Origin of the sequence: Micromonospora sp. WMMA1947 (assembly GCF_027497355.1) — a bacterium.
Taxonomy (GTDB): Bacteria; Actinomycetota; Actinomycetes; order Mycobacteriales; family Micromonosporaceae; genus Micromonospora.
Window position 1 is genome coordinate 965,846 of record NZ_CP114909.1, and the last position, 18,191, is coordinate 984,036.

The following is an 18,191-nucleotide window of genomic DNA, read 5'->3' on the forward strand; positions in this document are numbered from 1 at the left end:
TGCAGTTAGCGCCCTCTCACCGGGGGATATGACCGGAATGCCGGGGCCGAAAGTGCAAGATCAACGGGGAGGAAGAGGGCGGAGGTGGCGGGTCAGCGGTTGTCCAGGAGCGGCTGGGTGGGGTTCCACGGGGTTCCGGTTTCGGCGTCGTGGCGGCGGCGGGCTATCGCGGACAGCGCCTCCAGCACCACCCGGTTGCCCAGGTACGCGGTGATGTCGGCGTGGTCATACGGCGGCGCGACCTCGACCACGTCCAGCCCGACCACAGGCAGCTCGTAACAGACCCGGCGCACCGCGTCGAGCAGTTGCCGGGAGGTGAACCCGCCCGGCTCGGGTGTGCCGGTGCCGGGCGCCATGCCGGGGTCGACCACGTCCACGTCGACGGAGAGGAACACGCCCTCGCACTCGTCGGTCGCGATGCCGAACGCCTCGGTGAGGCAGGTGTCCAGGCCGCGCGCCACGATCTCGGTCATCTCGTACGAGCGCATCCGCTGCTCGGCCATCCAGGCCAGCGTGTCCGGGCCGGGCCAGTAGCCGCGCAGCCCGATCTGGAGGAAGCGGTCGCCGCGTACCGCGCCGGACTCGATGAGCCGGCGCATCGGCTGGCCGTGGCCGTGCAGCGAGCCGAACTCGACGTCCCCGGTGTCGGCGTGCGCGTCGAAGTGCACGAGCGACACCCGGCCGAGCCCGTGGTGCCGGGCCACGCCGGTGGCGTCGGGCAGCGCGATGGAGTGGTCGCCGCCGAGCACCACCGGGATCGCCCCGGCGGCGGCGACCGCGTGCACGGCGGTCTCCAGGGCGGCGAGCGAGCGTTCGATGTCGCCGCCGAACATCTCCACGTCGCCGGCGTCGTAGACGCACAGGTCCTTCAGTGCGTCCACGCGCAGCGCCAGCGACGGGCGGGAGCCGTCGTGCGGCAGATAGCAGGCCTGCCGGATGGCGGACGGCCCGAACCGGGTGCCGGGCCGGTGCGAGGTGCCGCCGTCGAAGGGCGCCCCGATGATCACCACGTCCGCGTCGGCGTACGTGACCGGCTCCTCGACGGTGCACGGCGGCACGCCGAGGAACGTGATGTCGGGGCCGTACATCGGGCCGTACCGGGTCATCGTTCCTCCATCCCCCACGGCGAACCGTAGCCGGTGAGCAGGTCCAGGAAGGGGGTCGGCGGGAACGCCTCCGGGCCGAGCACGCCCGTGCCCGTCCACGCGCCGGTGGCGAGCAGTTCCAGCGCGACGACCGGGTTGACGGCGGTCTGCCAGACCACCGCCTGGTGGCCGTACTCGGCCATCGACCACTCGTTGTCGACCACGTGGTAGAGGTAGACGCGGCGGGGCCGGCCGTCCGGGCCGGTGCCGGTGACGTACGTGCCGGCGCACGTCTTGCCGCTCATCCGGTCGCCGAGCGTGGCCGGGTCGGGCAGCGCGGCGGCCACCAGGTCGCGCGGCGACACCTCGACCCCGCGTACGCGCACCGGCTGGGTCGAGTCCAGTCCGAGCTTGTGCAGCGTGCGCAGCACCTCGATGAACTCGGCGCCGAGGCCGTACTTGAAGGTGACCCGCTTCGCCGGCACCCAGCGCGGGATGAGCAGCACCTCCTCGTGCTCGACGTTGACGCATTCGACCGGGCCGATCCCGGCCGGGAAGTCGAAGACCTCCGGCTCGCTGAACGGCTCGGTGGTGAACCAGCCGCGCCCGGCCTCCCAGATCACCGGCGGGTTGAGGCACTCCTCGATGGTGGTCCAGATGGAGAACGAGGGCGCGAAGTCGTACCCGGCGACTGTCAGGTTCGCGCCGTCGCGTACCCCGATCTCGTCGATCTCGGCGAAGAGTTCGTCGGCGGCGTAGCGGGCGAAGACGTCGGACAGGCCCGGTTCGACGCCGATGCCGCACAGCGCGAGCCGCCCGGCGGCGGCCCACCGCTCCGCGACGGCGAACTGCTCGTCGCCGAGCTTGACCCCGGTCTGGGCGTAGGGGTGCTCGGGGTGCGGCCGGGACAGCGACATGGCCATGTCGAGGTAGTCGGCCCCGGCGGCGAACGCGCCGTCGAAGATCGGCATGACGAAGCGCGGGTCGACCGCGTTGAGCACGTGCGTGATGCGGTGTTCCCGGCACAGCGCGGCCACCGCGTCGGCGGAGGAGGCGTCGACTGTGGCGGCGACGAACCGGTCGCCGTGCCCGGCGACGGCCCGCGCCGCGCGCGCCGGGTCGTGGTCGGCGACCACCATGAGGTCGAAGAAGGAACGGCGGGCGGCGATGGATACGGCGGCGGAGCCGACGCCACCGGCGCCGACGAGGAGGATACGCATCAGGAGTCGAACCCCAGTCCAAGACGGTCGAGAGTACGGAGCCAGAGGTTGCGCCGTCCGTCACGCGCGTCGGCGCGGGCGAGCGACCAGCGGGTGAGGTTGACGCCCACGGACCGGGCCGGTTCCGGCGGGAACGGCAGCGGCTTGCGGCGCACCAGGTCGAGCCGGGTCAGCGGGGTGTGGGTGCCGGACAGCAGGTCGAGCGTGACGCGGGCGCCGAACCGGGTCGCGCCGACGCCGAGCCCGGTGAACCCGGCCGCGTACGCCAGGCGTCCTTCGTACGCGGTGCCGAAGAACGCGCAGAACCGGGTGCAGGTGTCGATGACGCCACCCCAGCGGTGGCTGAACCGCAGCCCGTCGAGTTGCGGGAAGGTCGTGAAGAAGTGCGATGCCAGCGTGGTGAAGGTGGCCTCGCGCTGCTCCAGCGCGGGCGCCACCCGATTGCCGTAGTGGTAGATCGCGTCGTAGCCGCCGAACAGGATCCGGTTGTCGGCGGTGAGCCGGTAGTAGTGGAACTGGTTACCGGTGTCGGCGAGCCCCTGCCGGTGCCGCCAGCCGATCGCGTCGCGCTGCGTGGCCGTCAGCGGCTCGGTCATCAGCGCGTAGTCGTAGACCGGGACGACCCAGGAGCGCAGCCGGCGCAGCAGCGGCGGGAACGCGTTGGTGGCGAGGACGACCTGCCGCGCCCGGACCGAGCCGGGCGCCGCGTCCGCGCCGCCCGACGTCCGGGCGAGCAGCGCGGCGCCGTCGCGGGCCAGGCCGGTGACGCGGGTGTGCTCGTGCACGCGTACGCCCAGGTCGAGCGCGGCGCGGCGCAGTCCCCAGGCGAGCTTCGCCGGGTCGAGCAGGGCCACCCGGTCGGCGTCCCACATCCCGCCCAGGTACGTCGGCGACGCCACCTCGGCGCGTACCTCGTCGCGGTCGAGCAGCCGCACGTCGTGGCCGTACCGGCGGGCCATCTCGGCGTCGTCGGCGAGCCCGTCGAGCTGGTACGGCTCGACCGCCACCGCCAGTTCCCCGGTGCGTTCGAAGTCGCAGTCGATGTCGTACTTCGCGACGGTGGCGGCGATGGCGTCCAGGTTCTCCCGGCCCAGCCGTTCCAGCTCGCCGATCTCGCCGGGGAACCGCTCGACGCCGTTGGCGAGCCCGTGGGTCAGCGACGCGGCGCAGAACCCGCCGTTGCGCCCGGACGCCGCCCAGCCGCAGGTGCCCGCGTCGACGAGCAGCACGTCACGGTCCGGGTCGGCCTCCTTTGCGAGCAGCGCGGTCCACAGCCCGGCGTACCCGCCGCCGACCACGAGCAGGTCGGCGGCGTGCGCACCGGACAGCGACGGCAGCGCGTCGGGGCGCTCCGGGCGGTCCAGCCAGTACGACACGGGCGCGGCGTCGGCCAGCGCCCGGCCGGTATGCGGGAGTGTCATGGCTTGCCCGCCGGTGTGGCGACCACCGCGAGGGCGGCCCGTCGTGCCCGCCGCCCGCGCAGCGAGGTGGCCCCCACCAGCAGCAACGCGATCACGAACATGGCCGTGCCGATCACGTTGACCTGCGGCGGGATGCCCCGCTGGGAGGCGCCCCAGACGTACATGGGGAACGTGACAGTGGTGCCGGCGTTGAAGTTCGTGATGATGAAGTCGTCGAAGCTGAGCGAGAACGCCAGCAGCGCGGCGGCCACGATGCCGGGTAGCACGAGCGGCAGCGTGATCCGCCGGAACGTCTGCCACTCGCTGGCGTACAGGTCCATCGCGGCTTCCTCCAGCCGCCGGTCCATGCCGGAGAGCCGGGCCTTCACGGTGACCACGATGAACGACATGCAGAACATGACGTGCGCGATGACGATGGTCCAGAAGCCCTGCGGCACCCCGGCCGCGACGAAGAGGGCGAGCAGCGAGGTGCCCATCACCAGTTCCGGGGTGGCCATCGGCAGGAAGATCAGGCCGTTGAGCCCGGACCGGCCGCGGAAGCTGTGCCGGACCAGGGCGAACGCCATCAGCGTGCCGAGGAGCGTGGAGACGAGAGTGGCGATGAGCCCGATCTGCATGCTGCGCACCACGGCGTCGCACATGTCCGAGGTGGCGCAGGGCTGCTTCCAGTTGTCGAGCGTGAACTCGTTGAAGTCGTAGGAGAGCCGGCTGGAGGGCCGGTTGAAGGAGAGCCCGGCGACCACCATGATCGGCAGCGTCAGGTAGCCGAGGACGAGCAGTGCCACGCCCATCACCCACCGGTCGGCGAGCCAGCGCTTCAGTTTGCTCACAGGACGTCCTCCGTTCCCGCGCGGCGCAGGTAGACGAAGACGATCGCCAGGATCGCGGCCATCAGCAGGAACGACAGCGCCGCGCCCTGCGGATAGTCCAGCCGGACCAGGAACGCCGAGTCGATGACGTTGCCGATCATGTACTCGTTCGGCGTACCGAGCAGCTCGGCGTTGATGTAGTCACCGGTGGCCGGGATGAAGAACAGCAGCGTGCCGGCGATCAGGCCGGGCATCGACAGCGGCAGCGTCACCTTGGCGAACGCGCGCAGCGGGCTCGCGTACAGGTCGCTCGCCGCTTCCAGCAGCCGGGGATCCAGCCGCTCCAGGCTCGCGTACAGCGGCAGCACCAGGAACGGCAGGAAGTTGTACGTCAGACCGAGCACCACGGCGATCGGGGTGGCCAGCAGCCGGCCGTCCGGTCCGAGCAGGTGCACGTCGCGCAGCAGCCCGACCAGCGCGCCGTTGTCCGACAGGATGGTCTTCCAGGCCAGCGTGCGCACCAGGAAGCTGGTGAACATCGGCGCGACCACGGCGACCAGCAGCAGGTTCTTCCACCGGCCGGCCTTCTGCGCGATCGCGTACGCCAGCGGGTAGCCCATCAGCAGCGCGAGCACCAGCGCGATGGCCGAGTAGAGGAACGACCGGGAGAACTGCGGCCAGTACGCCTGCAACGCGTCCGGGTAGTTGCTGAACGCCCAGGTCATGGCGTACCCGGTGGAGAGCGACCCGGCCGGGTCGTAGAGGCTGGCCGAGGCGAGCTGCACGAGCGGGAGCGCGAAGAAGACGAGCAGCCAGGCCGCGCCGGGCAGCAGCAACAGGTACGGCAGGAGCCGGTTGCGCCCGCGCCGCACCGGCGGCGGCGCCGGTTTCCCGGCGGAGGTCGGTACGTGGGCCAGCGCGCTCATGCCGCCACTCCGCCAATTCGCTCGCTCATGCCGACGCACCCACCGGCGGCTCGTCGAGCAGCGGCGCGGTCTGGTCGTCCTCACCGGCGGCCCGGGGCAGCAGGAACGCGTGCCGCGGGTCCCAGTGCGCGGTCACCGCCGTGCCGACCGCCAGCTGACCGCCGAGCCCGCTGTTCGCGGCGAACGCGGTCAGCTCGCTGCCCCACGCGGTGCGCACCAGGTACTGGGTGCTCACCCCGACGTAGGAGGCGTCGCTGACCACGCCGCCGACGTGCTGGTGCCCGGCCGGTACCCGGTCCGGGCTCTCGACCAGGTGCAGTTTCTCGGGACGTACGCCGAGGAAGGCCGGCCCGTCGGTGAGCCGGGCCCGGCCGGCGGGCACCGAGAAGCGCGAGCCGTGCGCCGTGACCAGCACGTCGTCGGCGGCGCGGCCGCCGGCTTCGGCGGCGAGCAGGTTGGACTGGCCGAGGAAGTTCGCGACGAACGCGGTGGCCGGGTACTCGTAGATGTCGGCGGGCGCGCCGAGCTGCTCGATCCGGCCGGCGTTCATCACCGCGACCGTGTCGGCCATCGTCATGGCCTCCTCCTGGTCGTGGGTGACGTGCACGAAGGTGATGCCGACCTCGGTCTGGATCCGCTTCAGCTCGATCTGCATCTGCCGGCGCAGCTTCAGGTCGAGCGCGCCGAGCGGCTCGTCGAGCAGCAGCACCTGCGGGTGGTTGATGAGTGCGCGGGCCAGCGCGACGCGCTGCTGCTGGCCGCCGGAGAGCTGGGCCGGGCGGCGCCGGCCGTACCCCTCGAGCTGGACCAGCGCGAGCATCCGTTCGACCTGGTCGCCCACCTTGCGGATGCCGCGACGGCGCAGCCCGAATGCCACGTTCTCGTGGATGTCCAGGTGCGGGAAGAGGGCGTAGCTCTGGAAGACGGTGTTGACCGGCCGCTTGTACGGCCGCAGCCCGGCGATGTCCTGCTCGCCGAGCAGCACCTTTCCGCTCGTCGGCTGCTCCAGCCCGGCGATCATCCGCAGCGTGGTGGTCTTGCCGCAGCCGGACGCGCCGAGCAGGGCGAAGAACGAACCCTGCGGGATGGTCAGGGTGAGGTCGTCGACGGCGGTGAAGACGCCGAACCGCTTGGTCAGGTCGACCAGCCGCAGGTCGCCGGCCGGAGTCTGCTGCCCCTTCACGCGCCGATCACCTGCTGGAACTTGGTCTCGTACTCCTTCTCCTGCGCCTCGTCGAGCGCCATGAAGACCTTGGCCTTGGACAGCATCGTGTCGTCCGGGAAGATCAGCGGGTTGCTCGCCAGGTCCGGGTCGATCTTCTCCATCTCGGCCTGCGCGCCCTGCACCGGGCAGATGTAGTTGACGTACGCGGCCAGCTTCGCCGCCACCGCCGGGTCGTAGTAGTGGTTCATCAACGCCTCGGCGTTGGCCTTGTGGGTGGCCTTGTTCGGCACCAGCATGTTGTCCGACCAGAGCATCACGCCGGACTCGGGCACCACGAACTTGATCTTCTCGTCGTCGAAGCCGAGCTGGACCACGTCGCCGGACCAGCCGATGCACGCGGCGATGTCGCCCTTGGCCAGGTCGGGCGCGTAGTCGTTGCCGGTGAAGCGCCGGATCTGCTTGCTGTCCACGGCCTTCTTGAGCTTGTTCAGCGCGTCGTCGAACTGGGCCGAGGTGAACTTGGCCGGGTCGTGGCCGAGCGACTGCAGCAGCAGGCCGATGGTGTCGCGCATCTCCGACAGCACGGTCACCTTGCCCTTGAGGTCCGGGCGGGTGAGCAGCTCGTCGACGGTGCGGATCTCCTTGGTGACGTTCGCGTTGTACGCGAGCCCGGCCAGGCCGGACTGCCACGGGACGGCGAGCTGGGTCTCGGCGTCGAAGGAGCGACCGCGCAGCGACTGCAGCAGGTTCGCCTCGACGTTGGGCATCTTCGACTTGTCGAGCTTCTGCACCCAGCCGAGGCGGATCACCCGGGCGGCCATCCAGTCGGTGAGGACCATGATGTCCCGGCCGGTGCTCTGACAGCCGGCGAGCTGGTTGCGCACCTTGCCGAAGAACTCGTTGTTGTCGTTGACGTCCTCGGTGTACGTCACCTGGATGCCCGAGGCGGCGACGAAGGCGTCGAGCGTGGGGCGCTTGGACTCGTCCTTCTCGTCGGTGTCCATGTACTGCGGCCAGTTCGAGAAGGCGACCTTCTTCTCGGTGGCGGAGAGATCCTCGCTCTTGCACCCGGCTTCGGTCTGCTGGGCGCCCTTGGTCCCGCAGCCGGCCAGGGTGCCCGCGGTGGCGAGCAGTGCGGCCGAGCCGACGGTCCCGGTGAGCAGACCACGCCGGGTGAGGGTCCGAAGGGGACTACGCATGTGACGACTCCTTGAGGGGGCATCGTCGGCGGCGGGACGGGGGACGGCGCGCCGGCGGGAGGGTCAGTGGCGATGGACGACTGATCCTGACATGAGAAAACCTCTCTCACAAGGGATTCCGTTGCGGGAATAGCCACTCGCCACGAAATACGCCAGACTGCGCGGGGCACTACGATCGATCCGGAGATTCGGACACAAGGAGCGTCGATGGTCAACCGGCACCAGGAGAACTCCAACGGCGGCCGTCGGGTCACCGTGCGTGAAGGATCCAATCACGCTCTGCTCGACGACGTGGCCAAGCAGATCATCGAGCAGCTCCAGGAGGACGGGCGCCGCCCGTACGCGAGCATCGGCAAGGCGGTCGGCCTCTCCGAGGCGGCGGTACGGCAGCGGGTGCAGCGGCTGCTCGACGCGGGCGTCATGCAGATCGTCGCGGTCACCGATCCGCTCCAGCTCGGCTTCCCCCGCCAGGCCATGATCGGGCTGCGCACCGACGGCGACCTGGAGTCCGTCGCCGACCGGCTGGCCGAGTTCGAGGAGATCGACTACGTGGTGATCACCGCCGGCTCGTTCGACCTGCTGGCCGAGGTGGTCTGCCGCAACGACGAGCACCTGCTGGAGATCCTGCAGAAGCTGCGCGGCGTCCCCGGGGTGCTCTCCACCGAGGCGTTCGTCTACCTGAAGCTGCGCAAGCAGACCTACAGCTGGGGCACCGCCTGATGCGGATTCCGTTGACACAGCAGTAATGCGGCGCTGAATCCGTCGCGCTGAGGCTTTTTCACTTGCCTTATCGGCATCGCCTGTGGGATAACCGTGGGCAGAGCGGCCGGTGTCACCCCTGACCGGCCCGAGACCCGATGGGGCTGACATGGCCAACGCCACCGACCACCTGTGGATGCACTTCACCCGCATGGCGAGCTACCCGACCGGCGAGGTTCCGACAATCGTCCGGGGCGAGGGCGCGTACGTCTGGGACGCGCAGGGCCGCCGCTACCTGGACGGACTGGCCGGGCTGTTCGTCGTCAACGCCGGCCACGGCCGCACCGAGCTGGCCGAGGCCGCCGCCAAGCAGGCCGGCGAGCTGGCCTACTTCCCGCTCTGGTCGTACGCCCACCCGAAGGCCGTCGAGCTGGCCGAGAAGATCGCCACGCTCACGCCCGGCGACCTGAACCGGGTCTTCTTCACCACCGGCGGCTCGGAGGCCGTCGAGGCGGCGTGGAAGCTGGCCCGGGCCTACTTCAAGCGCACCGGCAAGCCCACCAAGCACAAGGTGGTCAGCCGCTACATCGCCTACCACGGCACCTCGATGGGCGCTCTGTCGATCACCGGCCTGCCCGGCATCAAGACCGACTTCGAGCCGCTGGTGCCGGGTGGCATCAAGGTGCCGAACACCAACTTCTACCGGGCCCCCGAGCACGGCGACGACGCCGAGGCGTTCGGCCGCTGGGCCGCCGAGGAGATCGGCCGGGCGATCGAGCGGGAGGGACCGGAGACGGTCGCCGCCGTCTTCCTGGAGCCGGTGCAGAACTCCGGCGGCTGCTTCCCGCCGCCGCCCGGCTACTTCGAGCGGGTACGCGAGATCTGCGACGCGTACGACGTGCTGCTGGTCAGCGACGAGGTGATCTGCTCCTGGGGCCGGCTCGGCGAGTACTTCGGCGCCGTCCGGTACGGCTACCAGCCGGACATCATCACCACCGCCAAGGGCATCACCTCCGGCTACGCCCCACTCGGCGCCATGATCGCCAGCGAGCGGCTGATGGAACCGTTCCTCACCGAGACCGGCATGTTCGCGCACGGCGTCACGTTCGGCGGCCACCCGGTCTCCTGCGCCGTCGCGCTGGCCAACCTGGAGGTGTTCGCCCGGGAGGACCTGATCGGGCACGTCCGGGCCAACGAGGGCGCGTTCCGGTCCACCCTGGAGAAGCTGCACGACCTGCCGATCGTCGGCGACGTCCGCGGTGACGGCTACTTCTACGGCATCGAGCTGGTCAAGGACAAGACGACCCGGGAGACGTTCGACGAGGCCGAGTCCGAGCGGCTGCTGCGCGGCTTCCTGTCCACCGCGCTGTTCGACGCCGGGCTCTACTGCCGGGCCGACGACCGCGGCGATCCGGTGGTGCAGCTCGCCCCGCCGCTGATCGCCGACCAGCAGCACTTCGACGAGATCGAGCAGATCCTGCGCGCGGTGCTGACCGAGGCATGGTCGCGGCTCTGACCCGATGACCGGCTACCAACAGCTGTCGTACTGGCTGTCCAGCCTGGACGAGCCGCTGACACCACGACCCGGGTTGCCCGGCGACACGGACGCCGACGTGGCGATCGTGGGCGCCGGGTACACCGGGCTGTGGACGGCGTACTACCTGGCCCGGGCCGATCCCACGTTGCGCGTCGTCGTGCTGGAACGGGAGATCGCCGGGTACGGCGCCTCCGGGCGCAACGGCGGCTGGTGCTCGGCGCTGTTCCCCACCTCACTGCCGGCGCTGGCCCGGCGGCACGGCCGGGACCGGGCACTGGCCATGCAGCGGGCCATGCACGACACCGTCGCCGAGGTGGGGCGGGTCGCCGCCGCCGAGGGCATCGACTGCGACTGGCAGGCCGGCGGCACGGTGACGCTGGCCCGCAGCGAGGCCCAGCTCGGCCGGGCCCGCGCCGAGGTCGCCCAGGCCCACACGCACGGGCTCACCGACGACGACCTGACGCTGCTCGACGCCGCCGAGGCCGCCGCGCGCTGCAACGCCGAGGGGGTACGCGGCGGCACGTACACCCCGCACTGCGCGGCGGTGCACCCGGCGAAACTGGTCCGGGGCCTCGCCCGGGCGGTGGAGCGCCGGGGCGTACGCATCCACGAGCGCACACCGGTCACCGCGGTGCGGCCCGGCGCGGCGGTCACACCGGCGGGCGCGGTCCGGGCACCGGTGGTGGTCCGCGCGACGGAGGGCTACACGCCAGGGCTGTCCGGCCAGCGGCGCACCGTGGCGCCCGTCTACTCGCTGATGGTCGCCACCCCGCCGCTGCCCGAGGAGACCTGGGCACGGATCGGGCTGGCGCAGCGGGAGACGTTCTCCGACTACCGGCACGTCATCGTGTACGGCCAGCGCACCGCCGACGGCCGCCTGGCGTTCGGCGGGCGGGGCGCGCCCTACCACTACGCCTCCCGGGTCCGGCCCGGATTCGACAGGGAGCCCCGGGTGTTCACGGCGCTGCGCCGCGCGCTCGCGGACCTGTTCCCGGTCCTCGGGCCGGAGGTGCCGGTGACACACGCCTGGGGCGGGCCGCTCGGCGTGGCCCGGGACTGGGCCGCGTCGGTGGGGCTGGACCGGCGCACCGGGCTCGCCTGGGCCGGCGGCTACGTCGGCGACGGCGTCGGCACCAGCAACCTCGCCGGCCGTACGCTGGCCGACCTGATCCGGGGCGTGGAGAGCGACCTGACGGCGCTGCCCTGGGTGGGCCACCGCTCCCCGCGCTGGGAACCGGAGCCGCTGCGCTGGCTCGCCATGAACGCCGGCCTGCGGGTGATGTCCTCAGCCGACCGGAGAGAGCACCGCACGTCCCGCCCGTCCCGCCGAGCCGAGGCCTTCAACCGCTTCCTGGGCCACTGACCGCACCCGGCCTCCCGCCCGGTCCCCCCACCCCGTTGATCATGAAGTTGGCGGCACTCAGGGAGATCGAAAACGCCGTCAACCTCATGATCGACCGAAAAGCCTGACGGCGGGTCAGTGGTGGGGCGGGATGACCCGGAGGTGGCCTCGGCGGCCCTGCTGGTGGGGGGCCTGGGGCTTGCTGGTGGGCTCGTCCTCGGGAGGACGGGGCGGGGCCGGGCGTGCCGCTTCGCGTACCGCCTCGGCCAGCGCCACCAGGTCGTCCGTGGTGGGCGGCGGCGGCTCGAACTCGCCCTCGTGCCGCACCACGTCCCAGCCGCGCGGGGCGGTCAGGTTGCGGGCGTGCGGCTCACACAGGTCGTACGTGTGCGGTTCGGCGAACGCGGCGAGCGGGCCCACCACCGCCGTCGACTCGTTGTAGACATAGGTCAATGTGGCGACCGCTTGCCGGGGGCAGCCGTTACGGGAGCAGCGCCGTGGTGACCTCACGGCGGCAGGGTATCCCCATTACCGGGTCCGGCGCACCGCTTCGCGTTACGACACGCCCGTCATGGTGATCACAATTCCTCCGATCGGCGCACCGGCACGCCGGACGGCCGCGCGACAGCGGGTGGACCGTCGCCCCGGGCTACCCTGTCCGTCATGACGAGCCCGCAGAACCGCCGCCCCGGCTCCGGCCGGCGCACCCACCGCGACCGGCACGGTCGCGGGCTGCGCGGGCGGCTGGTGCCGGCCACCGTGCCGCTGGCCCGGACGAAGGCCGAGGTCTTCGACGATCTGGTGCTCGACACGGTGGAGACGCTCGAGCGCCGGTTCGCCAAGGAGCTGGCCGGTGTGGAGTTCGCGGTCGAGGACGTCCCGCCGGACCTGAACGTCTACGACTCGGACGTGCTGGAGGACGGCGAGGTGCCGCTCGCCCGACTGCTGCCCGGGCGGCCCGGCCGCCAGGAGGTGCCGCCGCGCATCGTGCTCTACCGGCGGCCGCTGGAGTTCCGCGCGATGGACCGTGAGGATCTCGCCGACCTGGTGCACGACGTGATCATCGAGCAGGTGGCGAATCTGCTCGGGGTCGATCCGGACGAGCTGGCCTGACCGGTCGCCGGGGCCGGCCGGTGGGCGCCGCCACCCGGCCGGATGCTCCGGCCGGACGGCGACCCGGGTCCGGAGCGGCCCCCACCGCCCCGTGGACCCGTACGTCGATCAGGCGGCGACCCGCCGCTTGAGCTTGCGCCGCTCCCGCTCGGAGAGGCCACCCCAGATTCCGAACCGCTCGTCGTGACCGAGCGCGTACTCCAGGCATTCCGTCTTCACTTCGCACCGCGAGCAGATGCGCTTCGCCTCGCGGGTCGAGCCGCCCTTCTCGGGAAAGAACGCCTCCGGGTCGGTCTGCGAGCAGAGCGCTCGCTCCTGCCACTCCGGCGCGTTCCCGAGCAGGTCGGCCACCTCGAGCTGGCCGTCCATCGATTGCCTCCTTGTCGCGCACCGGCGTCATTCGCCGCTGCAACCCCCCACGCGAAAGGCGTGCCTGTCCGTACGGTCACCATTTGTTGCGTTCCGTGCGAACAACCCCATTCAAATTACACGCGTGTAATGCGTGCGCCGTCAAGCCAAACTTGATAATGGAGTCGCCCTCCCGACACGTCCGGGACGACCGCCGCGGTCGCCCGTAGCCTCGCAACCTGCCCTATCGATTCAGACCCCGGACGAGTAACGCCCTCCCCGGCGAGTTGCCGGAAGTTTTCTGCCGTGGCGCATCGCCGGCAGGCCGGCCGGACGCCCCCGCCGGCCGCTCGTACCAAGATCAGAATTGGTGGGGCAAAGGGTAACCCGCTTCCCGCGACACCGCCCGTCGAGCCGTCCAACGCCGAGCGCGCCCCGTCCACATGGTGGACGGGGCGCGGGTTCCGAGATGACTGACGGATCAGTCCAAGCGGGCTGGTGAGCTGGTGGGCCAGACGAATTCGGCGACCGACCCGCCGGTGACCGAGATCGCCCCGGCGGACGTGTGGTCGTCCCACCAAACGGTATACACACCCGCCTCCAGGTCCGGGTAGACGGCACTGTGGAACACCCCGTCCCGGACGTGCCGCTCACGTACGGCGGAGTGGGTCCGCGGACCGTCGAGGTCCACCCGACTGATCTCGATCTCCCGGCCGTGCAGGTCCCGCCCGGTGTGGATGATCAGCGCGCCCCGATCGCCGCCGAGATCGAGCACGACGCTTCCGACCTCCGACGGGCCGAGATCGTGATGGTGTGACATCAGCCGCCTCCCGTCAGGACTTCTTCGCCTGCGGGTTGCCGAACCCGTCGTACGGCGTGCCGAGGAACGGGAAGTCGGCCAGAAACGGCGCGGTGACGTCGGCCGCGCTCAGGCCGGGCGTCACCGCCGCGGCGGCGGCGTCCGGGCGGAACGTCTTGTCGACGAGCGGCACGGTCAGCCCGGCGATGGCGCGCAGCGCGATGGTCACCACGTCGTCGGCGGGACGGCGGCCGTTGGGGAAACCGGCCAGGTCGCCGCCGAGCACGCCGAACCGGTCCGGCGTGCGGCTGGGCCGGATCGCCGTGTTCAGCCGCAACATGTCCGCCTGCACGTCGCCCGTGGTGTTGGCGAAGCCGTCGATCAGTCCGGCCGGGACGCCGGTGAGCAGGATCGCCACCAGGTCGGCGCGCGGCTTCTTGGACTTGTTGAGCGCGTCCAGATTGGGGAACACACCCGGGTAGAGCGCCGGCAGCAGCGCGGCCAGCTCGGGCCGCTCGACGAACCCGGCGAACCGCTTGTCCTCCGACGGCGGCAGCGTGTTCCAGACATCCTTCTTGGACATCGGCACGATGACCTCGTTGAACAACGGGTTACCGAGCCGCGACACCTGCGTGAACGGGCCGGCCGCGGTGTCCGCGGAGACCCGGTCGCCGAGCACCCGGACCTGCTGGCGGGACGCGCTCGTCCACACCCCGATGGTCGAGGCGCGGTCGGCGGGGCTGTAGCGGGCGGCCTTGCGGCGTACCTGGGCGAGCGGTACCTGCACGGCGAGGCTGTGCACGTTGAGCCGGTCCAGCGCGTTCACCGGCTCGCCCTCGGCCCGGAACAGCTTCTTGCCGGCGACGTGCAGCTGCTGGAACGGCCGCAGCGTACCCAGCTCGAACACCGCGCCCAGGTCGACGAAGAACCCGTCGGCCCGCTGCCCGGCGAACACCTTCTCGCCGGTGGACAGCTTGAACGTCGCCTGCCGGACCAGGTTCTGGTATTTCGGCGTCGACAGCGGGCCGACGTTGCACGGCGGGCAGGGCAGTTTGTGCGCCAGCACCCGCGCGCGGCCGTCCGCGATGCGGGTCAGCCGGTAGAACTGGCGCCGGTTCCAGTTCTTGCTCTCCAGCGACTCGATCGGCCCGGTGTTGTAGAGAAAACTGTTCTCGTTCGTGATCTCGGTAGTGAATTCGAAACGATAGGTGACGTCCGGATAACCGTCACCGTCGTTGTCGATGTGAATCTCGTACCGGACGTCGTCACCGAACTCGAAGAAGTTCGGGCCGCCGGAGGGAAGCTGCAGCGGCACGTAGTTGGCGATCAACGTGACCGTGTCGGGCTGGTTCGGCGTGACGAACGCGTACAGGTCGGAACTGTCGGCGACCGGATCCTTGGCGATCTCCGGGGCCTCGCGGTGAGAGGACATGGCGGACGCACCTTCGTCGGGGGAACGGAAGTCGGAACCGGCGCCGGGAGCCCACGCCGGTGAAGGGTGGGATCAGCGCCGGCCGGCGGCGCGCACCAGGCGGTCGGCCAGGCCGCGGTCGCGTACCTCGACCCGGTTCGTGCCGACGAAGACGTCCATGACGCCGGCGGCGGCGTCGCGGAGGTGGACCACGATCGGCTCGTCGCGCCGGTTCGCCGTGGGGTTGTTCTGCGCGGCGGACAGGCCCGGAACGGTGAGGGCGGCGGCGCCCAGCGTCGCGCTCGCCGCGGCGGTGAGCGTCTGCCTGCGGGTCAACCGCGGCCAGGTCCGCCGCTTCTTCGGCGCCTCGGTGGTCTCGTCAGTGCTCATCGGCAACCTTTCCGGACCGGCGCCGCAGCGCCGCAACGGGCCCCGGCGCCCGGACACCGCCGGGCCCCGGTTCGGGGTCACCGGCGGCGGTCCTCGCCGAAACCGCCGCCGGCATCGACAGGTACGGCGCGCGGCGGGGAAAGGTTCGACCTCAGGCGCGGGCGTGACCGTACGCGGTCGTCCGCTTGCGGAACGGGCGCCCGGCGGCGGTGGCGATGGCCCGCAACTGCTCCTCGGTACGGGCCGAGCCGTTGCCCGAACCGGCCATCCGGGAGATCGTCTCCTCCATCAGCGTGCCGCCCAGGTCGTTGCAGCCGCCGCGCAGCATCTCCACAGTGCCTTCGTCGCCGAGCTTCACCCAGGAGCACTGGATGTTGTCGATCCGGCCGTGCAGCAGCAGCCGGGCCATCGCGTGCACCGCCCGGTTCTCCCGCCAGGTCGGGCCCGGGCGGGCGATGCCGGCCAGGTAGATCGGGGCGTTCGTATGCACGAACGGCAGCGCCACGAACTCGGTGAACCCGCCGGTACGGTCCTGCACACCGGCCAGCACCCGGAAGTGGGCCAGCCACTGGCCCGGGTGGTCCACGTGGCCGTACATCATCGTGGAGCTGGACCGGATGCCCAGCTCGTGGGCCGTGCTGACCACCTCGACCCAGGCGGCGGCCGGCAGCTTGCCCTTGGTGAGCACCCAGCGCACGTCGTCGTCGAGGATCTCGGCGGCGGTGCCCGGGATGGTGTCCAGCCCGGCCTCGCGGAGCTGGAGCAGCCACTCCCGGACCGGTACGCCGGCCTTCGCGGCCGCGGTGGCGATCTCCATCGGGGAGAACGCGTGCACGTGCATGCCGGGCACCCGCGCCTTGATCGCGCGGACGATGTCGGCGTAGCCGGTGACCGGCAGCTTCGGGTCGATGCCGCCCTGGAGGCAGACCTCGGTCGCGCCGGCCGTCCACGCCTCCTCGGCCCGGTCGGCCACCTGCTCGAGGGAGAGCCGGAACGCGTCGGCGTCGCTCTCCCGCTGGGCGAACGCACAGAACCGGCAGCCCACGTAGCAGACGTTCGTGAAATTGATGTTGCGGTTGACCACGTAGGTCACGTCGTCGCCGACCGCGTCCCGGCGCGCGTCGTCGGCCAGCCGGCACAGCTCGTCCAGCGCCGGGCCGTCCGCGCCGAACAGCGCCAGCGCCTTGGCCTCGTGCGCCGGCGTCAGCAGCGCGGCCGGGTCGTCAGCGGCCAGCCGCAGGCCCGCGCGCAGGTCGGCGTCCGCGCCGGCGCCCAGGGGTACGCCCGCGCGCGCCTCCGGCGCCACCTTGCCGGCCACCTCGGCCCAGTCGCCGTACACGCTGTCGAAGTCGCCCCGCCGGTCGTCGGTACGGCCGGTGACGTCGATCGTGACGTGCAGGTCGGTCCGGCCGCCGTAGCCCGACTCCGGCTCCTGCCACGGCCGTCCCACCGGGCGGGCCGCCTCGACTGCGAGCCCGGTGGCCGGGTCGGCGAGCGCCGTGACGTGCGGCAGCAGGCGCGGGTCCAGCCACGGCTCGCCCGCCCGGACGTACTCCGGGTAGACGGTCAGCCGCTCGCGCAGCGTGAACCCGGCACTCGCGGTACGCGCCGCCAGCTCGTCGAGGTGCGGCCAGGGCCGCTCCGGGTTGACGTGGTCGGGCGTGACCGGGGAGACGCCGCCCCAGTCGTCGATGCCGGCGCGCAGCAGCAGGTCGTACTCGCCCGCGATGAGGTTCGGCGGGGCCTGGATGCGGGCCTTCGGGCCGAGCAGCACCCGGGCCACCGCCACGGTGGCGGCCAGGTCGTGCAGCTCCGCGTCCGGCATGCCGCGCATCGCGGTGTCCGGCTTGGCGCGGAAGTTCTGCACGATCACCTCCTGGAGGTGGCCGTACTCCCGCATCGCGCGGCGGATCGCGAAGATCGCGTCGACCCGCTCGGCCCGGTTCTCGCCGATGCCGATCAGGATGCCGGTGGTGAACGGCACCCCGACCCGGCCGGCGTCGTCGAGCACCCGCAGGCGTACCGCGGGTTCCTTGTCCGGCGAGCCGTAGTGCGGGCCGCCGGGCTCGGACCAGAGCCGGGTGGCGGTGGTCTCCAGCATCATGCCCATGCTCGGCGCGACCGGCTTGAGCCGCTGCAGCTCCGACCAGGTGAGCACGCCCGGGTTCAGGTGGGGCAGCAGGCCGGTCTCCTCCAGCACCGCCACCGCGCAGGCGCGCAGGTAGTCCAGCGTCGAGTCGTACCCCCGCTCGTCCAGCCACCGGCGGGCCGCCGGCCACCGCTCCTCGGGCCGGTCGCCGAGCGTGAACAGCGCCTCCTTGCAGCCCTGCGCGGCGCCCTCGCGGGCGATCGCCAGCACCTCGTCGCGTTCCAGGTAGGCGGCGGGCAGCCGGTGCGGCACGGTGGCGAACGTGCAGTAGTGGCAGCGGTCCCGGCAGAGCCGGGTCAGCGGGATGAAGACCTTCTTCGAGTACGTCACCACGCCCGGCCGCCCGGCGTCACGCAGCCCGGCGTCGCGGATGTCGGAGGCGATCCGGAGCAGGTCGTCGAGCATCGGCCCGCGAGCGGCGAGCAGCGCACTCGCCTCGCCGGCGTCGAGTGCCCGGCCGGTGGCGGCCCGCCCCAGCGCCCGCCGGATGCTCGCCTCGGTCGGTTCGGGGTCGCTGCGATCAACCATCCGCCCAGCCTAAGCGCTGCCGGACGGCCGGACGCCCGCCCCCGGTCGCG

Annotated in this window: 17 protein-coding genes; 4 read left to right on the forward strand and 13 right to left on the reverse strand. The window is 71.6% G+C overall.

Features of this window, described 5'->3' with window-relative positions; translation table 11 throughout:
• Nucleotides 1–92 precede the first annotated feature (92 nt).
• Genes speB through O7604_RS04625 form a run of 7 tightly spaced genes read right to left on the reverse strand, consistent with a single transcriptional unit; the run spans nucleotide 93 to nucleotide 7,825 of the window.
• The gene (gene speB / locus O7604_RS04595) at nucleotides 93–1,106 is read right to left on the reverse strand and encodes an agmatinase (RefSeq protein ID WP_281578967.1); all 1,014 of its coding nucleotides are present in this window, start codon (nucleotides 1,104–1,106) and stop codon (nucleotides 93–95) included.
• Entirely contained in the window at nucleotides 1,103–2,305 is a 1,203-nt protein-coding gene (locus O7604_RS04600) for a saccharopine dehydrogenase C-terminal domain-containing protein (RefSeq protein ID WP_281578968.1), read from the reverse strand. Before O7604_RS04600 ends, speB begins: the two co-directional genes overlap by 4 nt.
• A complete protein-coding gene (locus O7604_RS04605; RefSeq protein ID WP_281578969.1) occupies nucleotides 2,305–3,726 on the reverse strand; it encodes an FAD-dependent oxidoreductase in 1,422 nt (473 codons plus the stop codon). Before O7604_RS04605 ends, O7604_RS04600 begins: the two co-directional genes overlap by 1 nt.
• A complete protein-coding gene (locus O7604_RS04610) occupies nucleotides 3,723–4,556 on the reverse strand; it encodes an ABC transporter permease (RefSeq protein ID WP_281578970.1) in 834 nt (277 codons plus the stop codon). The genes O7604_RS04605 and O7604_RS04610 overlap by 4 nt, the downstream gene beginning before the upstream one ends.
• Entirely contained in the window at nucleotides 4,553–5,461 is a 909-nt protein-coding gene (locus tag O7604_RS04615) for an ABC transporter permease (protein WP_281578971.1), read from the reverse strand. The genes O7604_RS04610 and O7604_RS04615 overlap by 4 nt, the downstream gene beginning before the upstream one ends.
• 25 nt (nucleotides 5,462–5,486) lie before the next feature.
• Nucleotides 5,487–6,644 carry an ABC transporter ATP-binding protein gene (locus O7604_RS04620; protein ID WP_269702066.1) on the reverse strand — a complete coding sequence of 386 codons (1,158 nt, stop codon included), beginning with the start codon at nucleotides 6,642–6,644 and terminating at the stop codon, nucleotides 5,487–5,489.
• Nucleotides 6,641–7,825: a spermidine/putrescine ABC transporter substrate-binding protein gene (locus O7604_RS04625; protein WP_269702067.1), complete on the reverse strand. Its 1,185-nt coding sequence runs from the start codon at nucleotides 7,823–7,825 to the stop codon at nucleotides 6,641–6,643. Before O7604_RS04625 ends, O7604_RS04620 begins: the two co-directional genes overlap by 4 nt.
• 207 nt (nucleotides 7,826–8,032) lie before the next feature.
• Here O7604_RS04625 and O7604_RS04630 point away from each other — a divergent pair, with 207 nt between their 5' ends.
• From O7604_RS04630 to O7604_RS04640, 3 genes are all read left to right on the forward strand, one after another.
• The gene (locus tag O7604_RS04630) at nucleotides 8,033–8,545 is read left to right on the forward strand and encodes an Lrp/AsnC family transcriptional regulator (RefSeq protein ID WP_269702069.1); all 513 of its coding nucleotides are present in this window, start codon (nucleotides 8,033–8,035) and stop codon (nucleotides 8,543–8,545) included.
• A 148-nt stretch (nucleotides 8,546–8,693) separates the two neighbouring features.
• On the forward strand, nucleotides 8,694–10,040 hold the full coding sequence (locus O7604_RS04635) for an aspartate aminotransferase family protein (protein WP_269702070.1): 1,347 nt from the start codon (nucleotides 8,694–8,696) through the stop codon (nucleotides 10,038–10,040).
• A 4-nt stretch (nucleotides 10,041–10,044) separates the two neighbouring features.
• Complete coding sequence (locus O7604_RS04640) at nucleotides 10,045–11,424, forward strand: FAD-dependent oxidoreductase (RefSeq protein ID WP_281578972.1); 1,380 nt, start codon at nucleotides 10,045–10,047, stop codon at nucleotides 11,422–11,424.
• A gap of 114 nt (nucleotides 11,425–11,538) precedes the next feature.
• On the opposite strand, the gene O7604_RS04645 is transcribed toward O7604_RS04640, so the two are convergent.
• Nucleotides 11,539–11,913, reverse strand: a complete 375-nt coding sequence (locus O7604_RS04645; RefSeq protein WP_281578973.1) for a DUF3499 domain-containing protein — start codon at nucleotides 11,911–11,913, stop codon at nucleotides 11,539–11,541.
• A 153-nt stretch (nucleotides 11,914–12,066) separates the two neighbouring features.
• On the opposite strand from O7604_RS04645, the gene O7604_RS04650 reads away from it, so the two are divergent.
• The gene (locus O7604_RS04650; RefSeq protein WP_018787548.1) at nucleotides 12,067–12,516 is read left to right on the forward strand and encodes a metallopeptidase family protein; all 450 of its coding nucleotides are present in this window, start codon (nucleotides 12,067–12,069) and stop codon (nucleotides 12,514–12,516) included.
• A gap of 108 nt (nucleotides 12,517–12,624) precedes the next feature.
• Here O7604_RS04650 and O7604_RS04655 read toward each other — a convergent pair whose 3' ends face one another.
• From O7604_RS04655 to O7604_RS04675, 5 genes are all read right to left on the reverse strand, one after another.
• On the reverse strand, nucleotides 12,625–12,885 hold the full coding sequence (locus O7604_RS04655) for a WhiB family transcriptional regulator (protein WP_013284161.1): 261 nt from the start codon (nucleotides 12,883–12,885) through the stop codon (nucleotides 12,625–12,627).
• A gap of 460 nt (nucleotides 12,886–13,345) precedes the next feature.
• Nucleotides 13,346–13,684, reverse strand: coding sequence for a phospholipase (locus O7604_RS04660; RefSeq protein ID WP_269702074.1), 339 nt, complete (start codon nucleotides 13,682–13,684; stop codon nucleotides 13,346–13,348).
• A gap of 13 nt (nucleotides 13,685–13,697) precedes the next feature.
• Nucleotides 13,698–15,095: a DUF4331 domain-containing protein gene (locus O7604_RS04665; RefSeq protein ID WP_281578974.1), complete on the reverse strand. Its 1,398-nt coding sequence runs from the start codon at nucleotides 15,093–15,095 to the stop codon at nucleotides 13,698–13,700.
• Nucleotides 15,096–15,167: 72 nt separating this feature from the next.
• The gene (locus O7604_RS04670; RefSeq protein WP_269702077.1) at nucleotides 15,168–15,464 is read right to left on the reverse strand and encodes a hypothetical protein; all 297 of its coding nucleotides are present in this window, start codon (nucleotides 15,462–15,464) and stop codon (nucleotides 15,168–15,170) included.
• 151 nt (nucleotides 15,465–15,615) lie between these two features.
• The gene (locus O7604_RS04675) at nucleotides 15,616–18,141 is read right to left on the reverse strand and encodes a bifunctional FO biosynthesis protein CofGH (RefSeq protein ID WP_269702079.1); all 2,526 of its coding nucleotides are present in this window, start codon (nucleotides 18,139–18,141) and stop codon (nucleotides 15,616–15,618) included.
• Nucleotides 18,142–18,191: the final 50 nt, after the last annotated feature.